The sequence below is a fragment of the Oceanobacillus picturae genome (assembly GCF_000612865.1).
Taxonomy (GTDB): domain Bacteria; phylum Bacillota; class Bacilli; order Bacillales; family Amphibacillaceae; genus Oceanobacillus_B; species Oceanobacillus_B jordanicus.
In genome coordinates, this window is record NZ_CCAX010000002.1 from 600,880 (window position 1) to 612,925 (window position 12,046).

A 12,046-nucleotide genomic window follows, 5' to 3' on the forward strand; every position below is an offset into this window, starting at 1 on the left:
AGGTGATTAACTATGCTTGAGATAGAGAAATTACAGTTAGAATCCGGTAAAAGAGCTATCATTGTCTCTGATATTCATGCAAGCAAGGAATTATTTATAAGACTGCTAGATAAAGTAGTCTACACGTCAGAGGATTATCTATTCATTAATGGCGACCTTTGTGAAAAAGGTCCAAATAGCTTGGAGGCTGTACGTTATGCCATGGAGTTGGAGCGGTCTTCAAATCGTGTGTTTATAACAAAAGGTAATTGCGACATTCTCTTTCAGTATGTACTGGATGAGAATGAAGCAATATGGAACTATATCAAAAATCAACCCAATTCTCTTCTTCATGACATGCTTCATCTTAAACAAAAGAAGCTAGATGACTTTTCAAGCTTAAAGGAACTGGGTGATTTTTACCGAGAACATTTTTCTAACGAGATGGAATGGCTAATAAGCAGGCCACTGGCTTATGAAACAGATGCATTCATCCTTGTACATGCTGGAATTGAGAACAGGCTTGACTGGGAAAATACAAGTGAACAGTCAGCTCTTGCTATGCCTTGCTTTTACGAGCAAGGTCACAAGGCAGAAAAGCCGGTTATTGTTGGCCACTGGCCCGCGGTAAATTATACCGCGGATAAAAACAGTTCCAATAATTCAATCATAGATACAGAAAAAAAGATCATTACCATGGATGGTGGGAACCAAATAAAATCAGATGGCCAGCTGAACGCGGTCCTCTATGAGAATGGGCATTTTTCTTATACCTTTGTAGATGAAATATATAAGCGAGCCATCGTGCAACAAGAACATAAGGACCTGACAGGACGTATTGGCACAGTCACCTATCCCAATTATGAATTTACGTTGTTAAAAGAAGATACGTTTTTTACATTTTGTGAGAATAAGAGCCTAGGAGTAAAACAATGGGTGAAAAATGAATATCTTATTCATTCTGGAAGAACAACACGTAGCAAAGGTGATGTGAGTACAACTTTCTTATCTGTACACGAAGGTGACATGATTTCTATTATAAATGCTGACTGCACTGGCTATGTATTAATAAAAAACAAACAAGGTGATGTTGGCTGGATCCCGGAATCCTGTTTATAAGCAGAACGAAGAGTTTTGGCGATCTATGTGAGTTCTTTACCCAGTTAGTGAAAGGGAAGATTTTAACTGTTTGTTTAACAAGACATCTAGCTGCTGGCTACATAAAACGGTACGACTGTCCGTCATGCCATAACGTTTTGCACATTCGAGCATTTCCTTTTGTTTGTTGATGATTGCTGGGTTTAGTTTTGCTTCGGCTGGTTTAATAACTTTCATAACTAAAAAGCTCCTTTTCTCCATATATGAAAATATTTTGGGACGTTCGTCATAAACGCACAAAAGTAAGTATGCAAAACTTTGCTTTCTATTGCAACAGTTTCTACAAAACAAGCTAAAACAGCATAAAATGTGACAAAATTCGCTTGTGGAGATAAAGTGTCTATTACCATTTAACTCCGACAAATGAAATGTTAATCAACATCAAGTAGTTGGGAAAACTATCTGATTTATAAAAAGGAAAGATCTAATGGACAACTGTGATATGTTAAAAAGAAGAATGTTTGATCATAGCAGACATTCTTCTTTACTCTTCAAAAAAATTGTCAATTAATTTTAGTTTGTTACTTTCAAGTATTTTATAATTAGAGCTGTCTCCTCCGTCATAGTTAAATATGGACACAAAGTCATCTTCTTTACCTAACATAAGTGGCACTCCGTATTGTCTCTGTCCATTTTCTTTAATTGTAATCCAATATAGCTCATTAATGTTTGGGTAATCGTCATTTGTTTCTTTAATCTTTCTAATGTCTGAAAGAACGGTTAACACTTGTTCTAATTTATTTGCACTTTCAAGGGTTTCAATAGCATTATCAGAAGATCTAATAATATCAATCTGAGTTATTTCTTCTTTATCATTCAGTACTATATTTTCAAACGAAGTATGATCATTTAATTTAAAAAAGTATAGCAAACCAGCTATTGCAATAAGGAGCACACTTATTATAAGTAAAAGACTTTTCTTATTTCTCATTGAATCCCTCCAATCTGTCCGCTGTTTTCTATTATAATATTCTATATATAGAATTAAATTAACACATAATGCTTGTACATTGTTGAATACAGTCACAAAAATTAACAGTCCTTCTGTAAGCGCAATATAGGATAATTACAGAGAGCAGTGAAAGCTTTTGAGTGGAAGAATCACAATAGAGTGTGGAGATGGAGGAAAACATGTCATTAAAAGTTAAAGAATTAACGATAGAAGACTTTAAAGGAGCTCGTGAATGGTTAAATCAAGATAACAATAACGAAGAAGTTTTGAATTTATTGAAGGATGCCAAGCATCAATATGCATACACAGCTTGGGAAAAAACATGATAGCTGGAATCCTTGTTTCCTGGCAAAACCAATTTCATCCCTACTGTACATATATGAAAATTATAAATAAGAAAAACACAGATCACGAGGCAATTGGAAGATCCCTTCTGAATAAATTAATTCAAGATGAAGTGACATTTCCTATCCAGACATCACTATGGCACTCTTTTACCAAGCAGAGAACTAATTATAAAAAAGCATGGGTTTAAAGAAGTAAGAAGAACATATATGTCGGTTTTAGATGTTGAGAAAATAAGTGGAAATTCGGTTATAGAGCTAGAGAATGCCTCTATTATTCCACTCACAGAAGTGCAAGTGAATGATGCTTTGCGACATGACTTAATAAGCTTGGTGAAAAGTAATTACGAGCGGGCACATGTTATTAATCCTGTGGCAAATCTTGATTTCAAGTCATGGGAGAAGCTAGTGTTTGCGGAAGATTTAATTCAGTATGGAAGCTATTTAGCTATAGATAAAGGGACTCAGAAATTGTTGGCCTATACCTTCCTACATCATTCAACAGAATTGGATAGAGTGGAACTAGGTTGGTGTGGTACTCACGACCTCGAAAATAAAAAACTGCTTCAAAGTCTAGCATTATGCCAACTAATTTTTGCAAAAGAAGCTGGTTTTCGGTTTGTTGAAGGGGAGTTTGATACAACAGATCCATTTGCCATTGAAATAATGAGGAGTTTCCCATTCAAAGCGTCAGAAGCATGGATTACCTACCAATTAAAAGAAGCACCAACGACCTAAAGCAGGCTGCTGATGCTTCTTATCTGACTATAAATACGTCTCTCTGCTAAGAGAAACGCCTCCTTTGGATCACTTATTCCATTGCTACAATGATCTTCCCAATATTTTTATTTGCTTCCATATGGCGATGTGCCTCGGAAGTCTCTTCCATAGGGAATACACGATCCACGATTGCTTTTAATTTACCTTGCTTAAACAGTGGCAAGGCGTTTTTTGCAAAATCAGTCGTAAGTTCTTGTTTATAATCATCACTTCTTGGGGTGAGAAGTGTCCCTTTAAGATGGACACGCTTGCCCATGAGAGACATGAGGTCAATCTCATCTACTTTACTTCCACCAAGCATGCCAATTAAGACCCAACGCCCATCTACAGCGATACTTTTTAAGTTCTTTTCCCAGTAGGAGGCACCGATAAAGTCTAGAATAACGTCAGCACCAACACCATTTGTTTCTTTTAAAACTTCTTCAGCAAAATCTTGTTCTTTATAATTAATCCCAATATCTGCTCCAAGTGATCGACAGTAATCTAATTTTTCCCTGGAACCAGCAGTGGTAATGATTTTAGCATTGGTTAACTGGCTAGCCAACTGAATAGCAGCCGTTCCTACACCACTCCCGCCTGCATGAATTAATACGGTCTCTTTATCGGAAAGTTCACCAAGCCAAAATAAGGTTTGGAATGCGGTAAGAAACACTTCGGGTATAGCGGCAGCTTCTTCATAACTGAGACTATCCGGGATAACCATTGCCCGATCAGTTGGCATCACTGCATATTCTGCATAGCCCCCACCATTAACAAGTCCCATTACCCTAGTACCAAGTGGGACAGTTGCTTCCTCTCCACCATCTACGACTTCTCCCGCTACTTCAACCCCGAGAATAGGGTTTTTCATATAGCCTGATTTTCCTTCACGTGAAATAATATCTGTACGGTTGATAGCTGCTGCTTTTACTTTTATGAGAAGTTCCCCTTTTCCGAGGGAAGGTTTGCTAACCTCTTCTACTTGAAGCTGTTCTGCACCACCAGGTTGATTAACGACAACTGCTTTCATGACGAACGCTCCTTTAAATCATTATTTTGTAGCACTTATCCCGGTGAAACCGTCCGTAAGATCCCCTCAAGGCATGAAGTGATACAATAGTTTTGAGTGGGAATAAACGGACGCTAACACCCCGATTCGTTTAACTAACAAGCAGTGGGGAAAGAACGAAACCCCCCAATGATTGAAGTTTCACTTTATACTACGCCAAAAAGAAATTGCCGGCAAACGATTTGAACTAACATCTTTGAGACATTTCTCATTAAATAAGTGTTCCCATTTTTCATAATAAAGGATAAGCTTATGAATAATATCTAAGAAAAAGGGGGAGTTAGATGAGAGAGTCTATCGTTTCGAAAATAGCAGCATGTATGGCAGTTAAAGGGGAAGTTCAAACGGATCAAACAGAACATCGCGTAAAGCTAGCGGAGTCATGGGGGATCGAAGCAGGGAGTAAGATTCTAGAAATAGGGTGCGGACAAGGTGATACGACAGCAGTACTGGCATATTTCACAGGGAAAAAGGGACATGTCCATGCAATTGATATCGCAGGTCCTGACTATGGAAGTCCTGTGACACTTGGAGAGTCAAGAGAATATTTACTAGCATCTTCATTGGGCAAGCAGATGGATATCCAGTTTCAAGTCGATGTGTTAGCTGACAATGTAACCTTTCCAGAAAAGCATTTTGACTATATCGTATTCTCGCATGCCTCATGGTATTTACGTTCCGCTGATGAACTTGCTTCGATATTGAAGAAATCCAGGAGTTGGGGGAAAAAATTATGTTTTGCTGAATGGGATCCTGCCATCCAACATGTTGAACAACAGTCTCATATATTAGCGGTTCTTCTGCAAGCGCAATACGAGGCATTTAAAGTGAGCAGCGAATCAAACATTCGAAGCCTTTTTACTGTGGAAGACATCAAAGATATTATAGAAGGCACAGGTTGGAATGTGGTGAAAGAGGAATCGATTTATTCACCAAAGCTTAAGGATGGAGAATGGGAAGTAGACATGGCACTAGAATTTGCTGAAGATGAATTGAAACAGTTACCAGAAATTCCAGGGAAACTGAAAAAATTAATTCAATCCGAAATACGTATATTGCAGAGAAATAAGAGCATGTTCCCAATTCGCCCGTTATCTACTATTGCGCTAACCGCAGAATAATATTAAAGAGAATCAGCTGTCAGCTGGTTTCTTTTTTTACATAATTTTAGCTAGGGAGCAATTACGATGCAGTTTTATTTTAATGTTCCGAGTATAAGAAAAATGTATACATTCGCTAAAAGACGAGCGAATGTATTTTTTTCTAATAAATTCACATGTAAAGGTTTTGCTTTTTTTGCTACAATTATAATAATTGTATGAATTGTTTGTTCTTATATAAGTGATCGCTTTATTGAAAAAAGGGGGAGATAGTTTGCAACAGTTATTTAAGTATAATTGGCAGGTCCGCGATGAATGGTTCGATTGGTGTGACCAATTACCTGACAGTGAATTAAACAAGAAAAGGACTGGTGGAACAGGAAGCATTTTGTATACACTCTTCCACATTATCGATGTCGAGTACAGTTGGATACGTGCTATTGAAGGGAAAGAAGACGTGACGTTTTCCTTTGAAGAATATCAAAGCATAAACAAATTAAAGAAACTCTCAGATACCTTGAGACTTGAATTGGAATCATTTCTAGATAGGTTAGAAGAAATAAACTTGGAGGAAAAGGTAAAGGCATCATGGCAGGAGGATGAATACATAGCAGAAAACGTTATGAACCATGTTCTCGTACATGAGATCCATCATATTGGGCAGCTATCCGTGTGGGCAAGAGAGTTAAATAAGAAACCAGTATTAGCTAATTTGATTGGGAGAGAGTTATAAGGGGGAGAGTCGTTGGGATATAAGGGTTCGGCTGTATACGATAATGAAGAGTTTAATAGAAATTACATTGCTAGACGGAATCGCAAAGAGAGTCCGAACAACATAATGGAGTACCCCGCATTGATGCGGTTTATCGGTGACGTGAAAGGTAGTGAAATTCTTGATCTAGGCTGTGGAGAAGGCTTGTTTGGGCTAGATCTTTTAGAAGCCGGCTGCAAAGGCTATGAGGCGGTAGACGGTTCAGACAAAATGGTGGAAGCTGCTAGAGAGAACATTTCAAATGAATCTGCTTCTATTCATCATGCGCCATTAGAAAACTGGAACTTTCCGACAAACCGCTATGACTTGATTACATCTCGACTTGTTTTTCATTATATAGAAGACCTTTCAGGCATTTTTGAGAGAGTTTATCAGGCATTACGTGCAGATGGTAGGTTTATTTTTAGTGTCCAGCATCCAGTGCTTACAGCATCAAAACACGAAGCTTTGGAGGGCAAAAGAACGAGCTGGAATGTAGACCATTACTTTGATTTAGATGGAAGAGTAGAAAAATGGATCGATAAAGAGGTAGTGAAATACCATCGAACAATAGAAGAATATTTTCGTCTGCTAACTGAAGCGGGTTTTCAAATAAAAAACCTAAGTGAATGTCCTCCTGAGCGGGAGAATTTTAAAACAGAAGAAGAGTTTGAAAGAAGAAAGAGGATCCCTCTATTCCTTCTGTTTTCTTGTGAGAAATAATATTGGAAGGGTGTTGAACTATGCTGACAAAACCGAACAAACTGCAACCTGGTGACAAGGTTGCTACCATAAGTCCTTCATGGGGAGGAGCAGGCGACCCTGAAATAAGGTGGCGTTATGAACAAGGTGTAAAGCGACTAGAAGAAGTCTTTGGTCTACAGGTGGTGGCAATGCCTCATAGCTTAAAAGGGACGGACTATATCGATTCCCATCCGGAAGCAAGAGCGCAAGATTTAATGGAGGCATTTCAGGACAAAAGCATAAAAGCAATTATCGCTAATATCGGTGGTAGTGATAGCATACGAATGCTTCCCTATATTGATTTTGACATCATCCGCCATAATCCGAAGATCTTTATGGGCTATTCCGATGTAACAATCTCCCATTTGCTTTGTCACAAGGCAGGGCTCTCTTCCTTTTATGGGCCTGCGATTTTAACAGACTTTGCTGAAAATGTAGAGATGGATGCTTATACAGTCGATCATATAAAACGAACATTGTTTCAAGATAGCGCTGTAGGTGAAATATTACCAGCGGATGAGTGGACTAGCGAATTTTTAGAGTGGGATATTTCGAATAAGGATCAGAAAAGAAAAAAGCAGAAAAACAAAGGGTTTGAGTTGCTACAAGGGGAAGGAACTGTAACAGGTCGATTAATCGGCGGCTGTATCGAAGTTCTTGAATTTGCAAAAGGAACGAAGATTTGGCCAGAGGAAGCTTATTGGGAAGATGCTATCCTGTTCTTTGAAACTTCAGAAGACAAACCGGCCCCACAATCGCTCATCTTTTGGTTACGAAACTATGCTACTCAAGGAATCTTAGAAAGAGCCAAAGGGATCATCTTTGGTAAACCACAGGATGAGACGCATTATGAGGCATATAAAGAATCTATTCGCCTAGTCCTTAAGGAAAATGGGCTGGAAAAAATGCCCGTACTTTATAATCTAAATTTTGGGCATACAGAGCCAAAAATTGTCTTGCCTTATGGAGTGAAGGCAGAAATAAATTGTCAGCAAGGAACATTTTCGATTGTAGAAAATGCTGTTGTATAAGGGAAACTGTTAGACAAAGGATTGTTTGAAATGGAAAACATAAAAATAGTTGAACTCATCATGACGATTTTGGGGATTGGTTGCATTCTTTTATTGGTATATTATCTTTATAAAAGAAGGGAAAAAGGGAATCCGAAGCCGTGGCTGATTCTACTCATTACTTCTATTGGTCTTCTCAATATCCAATATGAAATCGCCTCCTACTCGGTCCCTGTTATCCCAATAGGCGTTATGATAATATATTTCGAATTTCTTATAAAAAGGCGCAATTGGCATTGGTACCGTAAATATGCTTGGACCGGCTTTTTGGGAAGCTATATTTTGTTTGCTACAACACTGCTAAGCCAGCCAATCCAAGCCTTTTTTTATCCAAATGAACCAGAAACTTATTTAGCGAATTTGCACCAGCCTGAATTAATTACCACCAACTTCATCAGTGCAGAGGGGAAGACTTTACATAAAGAAAAACTAAACGACGCACTCTCTAATCTCGAACGACAAAAGCTAAGAAATGAGAAATGGATAGACAGTCTATATGACGAAGAAGAACGTTTCCCCTATCTTATAACTGGTATTGATCCAAAATGGGGCAGTGGAATCGACACCATGGTATTTATAGAGGATAATGGCAAGGGTTGGCTCATTACAACGCCAGAAGCGCATTATTATTATCGCTCTCCGACTTCTATTTTTAAGGAGGAGAGTAACGAATGAAAAAGATGATCCCTTTAGCAATATTGATTGTTTTAGCAGCTACAGGAACACTCCTTTATTACTTTTATCCGTCTTCTCCAGAAGAATTTTATACGACAGATGAAGCAAAAGAGCTAATAAATGAGGTGTACCCTGAAGCGAAAGTGGATGTAGTGCAGGAAATAGTGAAAGTGACAGATTATCATGCTTTTGTTCCGTTTATCTCAGAGGATAACTATATGGGCGCAAGCTTTTGGGAATGGAAAAACCATAAATGGAAGCTGACTATTGTAAAGAATAGCTTGTTACCAAAAATTTGGAGAATAGATAAAGAAGATCCAGAAGAGGCGTATATAGTATGGAATATCCATCCAGCTATGGAAACAGATAAATTAGGCATCTATATGCATCGACCACGCCATTACTATGAAATGGAGGAGGTAGAGCATTATGAGCCCCAATTTCAGTTTGAAGAGATTTATTCTTTAAAAGAACATACCTACGGGGCAAAGCAAATTCCAGCAGAATGGGCAATCACGCTAAAAAACTATTATCGGCTAGAAGAGGTAGATTATTTGCGAGAATTCATCACTGGTAATGCGCATATGAGGATAGGCTGGTACCCCTTAAACGAGGCCGAAAGAAGAGACGTTACCAGAAGGGGGATATTATCAGAAAAGTGGCATCTATGATAATGATGAAAAATACCAGTCGTTACAGTACTTACCGATGCTATCTGAACAGGAATTGGAAAGAGATGTCGGTGAGAAAGAGTAGAGGAAGAGGATGACTACTCATGATTCTATCATTTCTAGAACGTTGTTTTTTAGACATGATACAGGGAAAATTAATGTTATCAGAGTCTCCATGAGGATGGTGAGAGAATGCAGAGGCTTATCTTGTTTGACGGGGTATGTAACTTTTGTGATAGAAGTGTACAATTTGTAATGAAAAGAGACCCAGAAGCTAAGTTTACATTTGCCTCGTTGCAAAGTGGGGCTGGTGAACGAGTGAAGGAATATTACAAGATTGATCCTTCACTAGATAGTATGATTCTAGTTGAGGAGGGTACCTATTACACCAAGTCTACTGCCGCATTAAAAATATGTAAAAACTTGAAAGGATTATGGAAGGTATTTTCTGTATTGCTTGTTATACCAAAGCCGATACGAGATTTCTTCTATAATATTGTGGCCAGGAACCGATATAAGTGGTTTGGCAAAAGGGAAAGTTGTAAACTGCCCTCATCTGAGGAAAAATCAAGGTTTTTAGAAGAGCGGACAGAAGTAAATCTTTAATTGTTAATAGTTAAATGAAAAGGTAGATAGTAGAACACTCTCTATTAGGTGAAACTATGAGACAGTGGGGGAAGAAAGACAACCCCCACTTCAAACGTCCATTTAAGTGGGGGTTATTCAAACATCTAATAAATTAGGACTCGCTAATCACGCCATCTTTCATGATTACAGTACGATCGGCGTATTTCAACATGTCTGTATCATGTGTAACCATTAGAACTGTATGGTTCCGCTCTTTTGATAAGGACCTAAGCAACTCTATCACTTCTATTGAGCGCTTTGAATCGAGGCTGGCGGTGGGTTCATCGGCAAATAGCATACTCGGCTGATGGATAATTGCACGTGCAATAGCGACCCTCTGTTTTTCCCCACCGGACAAGTTATCTGGATAGCTGTCCTTATGACTCCACATATCCACTGCTTGCAATACACTTTTGATTTCTTCTTCTCTCTTTTTCTTCGACCAGTTTAATTCAGCCGTGTCCATCATCAGTTGTAGTTGTTCCTGGACTGTTAGAAATTGTACGAGATGTGCATGCTGGAAAACAAATCCGAATCTTTTTGCACGTACGTCTCTCAATTGAGTAGGGTTCATTTCTGTTAGTTCTTTGTCTTCAAATATAATCTTTCCCATGGTTGATTTCTGAAGACCTGCTACTACGGTGAGCAGAGTGCTTTTTCCGGAACCAGATGCTCCGATAAGTGCTGTGATTTCTCCTTGAGAGAGTTCCAGGTCAATTCCTTTCAAAATTTTCTCTTCCTTATTCCCATCTTTGAATGTCTTCACAAGTTTATTGATTGACAATGTTTCCATACTATACACCTCCTTGGTTTATTGCCTGTATTGGTTCTACTTTACTAATTTGAAATCCTGATAAAGTAGCGCCGATAAATCCAATACCTAGAAATAGTAAGGACATTATTGAAGCCGACTCTATTGTCAAAAGAAAAGGCATTCCCTCTGGCATAAAGAGTGTGAGCAATTGACTTATACCGATTGAGAGTATAAGTGAAATGAATGTAATAATGATCATCTGTATCCACATCATCTTGAACAATGCGGATGTCTTCATCCCAACAGCCTTCAATATGCCGTAGGTGCCAAGCTTTTGTACGTTAATCATATAGAAAAAGATACCGAAGAGCATTCCACTTATGACCAATAAAAATATGACAATCATATTGAGAGATAACTGCTCTGCATTATAGCTTGGAATTGTATTCAGAAAATCTTTATTGCTATATTGGGTTAAACCATCAAATTTCGGAGTATCATCCCCTTCGACAAAAGCAATTTGGAAAGTATCTGTTCTGTGCATTTTTTGAAAATCATTACTGTTGATGAAGGCAATGGATGAATGGCTGAATTTCTGTTGATCTACAAATTCTTCTACTGTCAACTTATTGTCTAACAGACTGTTTGTTAAATCATCACCTTGGCTTACACCTTCTGCCAGAATAGAGTTATTTAGAATTACTTCTCCTTCCTCTACTTTAGGGAAAAGACTACTGTTTGTAGTGCTTACGAATACAACGCTGTGATTTTTATTACCATTTTCAAGTTCACCCATCTGGATAGATAGGAATGTTGCTTCTGGCGCAGCCTCTCTGATCTTATTCATTTTCTTTTCATCTAGGTGAGAAAGATTGTACTGATCCTCTGATTTCTCTTGCATGTAAAACGTACCTTCCGGCAAATCCTTAATTAGTGACGCATTATCATAAGAGAGTCCATTCGCTAGTCCTGAGATTGTCATTGTAAGGAGACTGATCAGAAATATGATCGTCCCCAATATCAGATATCTTGTTTTGAATTTTACTATTTCTTTCCAGGCCATTTTCATAATTATGCCTCCTACATTAGTTTTGTATTTTAGCAAATAGTTAAGAAGGGAGGTAGTTAAACTAGAGTAATACACTACGTTTAATAGATGGGGCAACATGCTATCTTGCTATAGTGTTAATACGTTGAAATAATTTGGAATATAAGCAGTAACTTTTCCTGTGTTTTACAAATAAAAACCTCCTTATTCCATCTACATTTCATACTCTATACTCTGAATATGAACGCAATATGAACTAAGGAGGTTTTTTTATCCCGGTGCAATCTTCCGTAAGACTCCCTCTTCAAAACATGAAGGGAAACCGTGAGTTTTTAATGGGAGTAA

General features: G+C 38.1%; 15 protein-coding genes. 10 read left to right on the forward strand and 5 right to left on the reverse strand.

All coding sequences use genetic code 11. The features are described 5' to 3' along the window. The first annotated feature begins 12 nt into the window (after positions 1–12). Entirely contained in the window at positions 13–1,098 is a 1,086-nt protein-coding gene (locus BN988_RS14010; protein WP_036577381.1) for a metallophosphoesterase, read from the forward strand. A gap of 36 nt (positions 1,099–1,134) precedes the next feature. On the opposite strand, the gene BN988_RS14015 is transcribed toward BN988_RS14010, so the two are convergent. Together BN988_RS14015 and BN988_RS14020 are read right to left on the reverse strand one after the other, a co-directional pair. Continuing rightward, entirely contained in the window at positions 1,135–1,314 is a 180-nt protein-coding gene (locus BN988_RS14015; RefSeq protein ID WP_036577382.1) for an aspartyl-phosphate phosphatase Spo0E family protein, read from the reverse strand. A gap of 307 nt (positions 1,315–1,621) precedes the next feature. Next, positions 1,622–2,068, reverse strand: a complete 447-nt coding sequence (locus tag BN988_RS14020; protein ID WP_036577383.1) for a DUF5301 domain-containing protein — start codon at positions 2,066–2,068, stop codon at positions 1,622–1,624. Between the two features lie 200 nt (positions 2,069–2,268). Here BN988_RS14020 and BN988_RS18950 point away from each other — a divergent pair, with 200 nt between their 5' ends. Then, positions 2,269–2,415 (forward strand): hypothetical protein, encoded by a 147-nt coding sequence (locus BN988_RS18950; RefSeq protein ID WP_155988309.1) that lies wholly within the window; start codon positions 2,269–2,271, stop codon positions 2,413–2,415. 228 nt (positions 2,416–2,643) lie between these two features. Then, positions 2,644–3,171: a hypothetical protein gene (locus BN988_RS18420; protein ID WP_051557960.1), complete on the forward strand. Its 528-nt coding sequence runs from the start codon at positions 2,644–2,646 to the stop codon at positions 3,169–3,171. Positions 3,172–3,244: 73 nt separating this feature from the next. Here BN988_RS18420 and BN988_RS14030 read toward each other — a convergent pair whose 3' ends face one another. Beyond that, a complete protein-coding gene (locus tag BN988_RS14030; RefSeq protein WP_036577384.1) occupies positions 3,245–4,222 on the reverse strand; it encodes an NAD(P)H-quinone oxidoreductase in 978 nt (325 codons plus the stop codon). 323 nt (positions 4,223–4,545) lie between these two features. On the opposite strand from BN988_RS14030, the gene BN988_RS14035 reads away from it, so the two are divergent. The 7 genes from BN988_RS14035 (at position 4,546) to BN988_RS14065 (ending at position 9,878) form a co-directional block, all read left to right on the forward strand. Then, complete coding sequence (locus BN988_RS14035; RefSeq protein ID WP_036577385.1) at positions 4,546–5,382, forward strand: class I SAM-dependent methyltransferase; 837 nt, start codon at positions 4,546–4,548, stop codon at positions 5,380–5,382. 253 nt (positions 5,383–5,635) lie between these two features. Next, positions 5,636–6,094 carry a DinB family protein gene (locus tag BN988_RS14040; protein WP_036577386.1) on the forward strand — a complete coding sequence of 153 codons (459 nt, stop codon included), beginning with the start codon at positions 5,636–5,638 and terminating at the stop codon, positions 6,092–6,094. Positions 6,095–6,106: 12 nt separating this feature from the next. Then, positions 6,107–6,835, forward strand: a complete 729-nt coding sequence (locus BN988_RS14045) for a class I SAM-dependent methyltransferase (RefSeq protein WP_036577387.1) — start codon at positions 6,107–6,109, stop codon at positions 6,833–6,835. Positions 6,836–6,855: 20 nt separating this feature from the next. Continuing rightward, positions 6,856–7,887 carry a S66 family peptidase gene (locus BN988_RS14050; protein ID WP_036577388.1) on the forward strand — a complete coding sequence of 344 codons (1,032 nt, stop codon included), beginning with the start codon at positions 6,856–6,858 and terminating at the stop codon, positions 7,885–7,887. A 30-nt stretch (positions 7,888–7,917) separates the two neighbouring features. Then, on the forward strand, positions 7,918–8,601 hold the full coding sequence (locus tag BN988_RS14055) for a hypothetical protein (RefSeq protein ID WP_036577390.1): 684 nt from the start codon (positions 7,918–7,920) through the stop codon (positions 8,599–8,601). Beyond that, positions 8,598–9,272, forward strand: coding sequence for a hypothetical protein (locus tag BN988_RS14060; protein ID WP_036577391.1), 675 nt, complete (start codon positions 8,598–8,600; stop codon positions 9,270–9,272). The genes BN988_RS14055 and BN988_RS14060 overlap by 4 nt, the downstream gene beginning before the upstream one ends. Positions 9,273–9,464: 192 nt before the next feature. Then, the gene (locus BN988_RS14065; protein ID WP_036577392.1) at positions 9,465–9,878 is read left to right on the forward strand and encodes a thiol-disulfide oxidoreductase DCC family protein; all 414 of its coding nucleotides are present in this window, start codon (positions 9,465–9,467) and stop codon (positions 9,876–9,878) included. Between the two features lie 133 nt (positions 9,879–10,011). Here BN988_RS14065 and BN988_RS14070 read toward each other — a convergent pair whose 3' ends face one another. Further along, positions 10,012–10,692: an ABC transporter ATP-binding protein gene (locus BN988_RS14070; protein WP_036577393.1), complete on the reverse strand. Its 681-nt coding sequence runs from the start codon at positions 10,690–10,692 to the stop codon at positions 10,012–10,014. A 1-nt stretch (position 10,693) separates the two neighbouring features. After that, a complete protein-coding gene (locus BN988_RS14075) occupies positions 10,694–11,722 on the reverse strand; it encodes an ABC transporter permease (RefSeq protein ID WP_036577394.1) in 1,029 nt (342 codons plus the stop codon). Between the last annotated feature and the right edge of the window lie 324 nt (positions 11,723–12,046).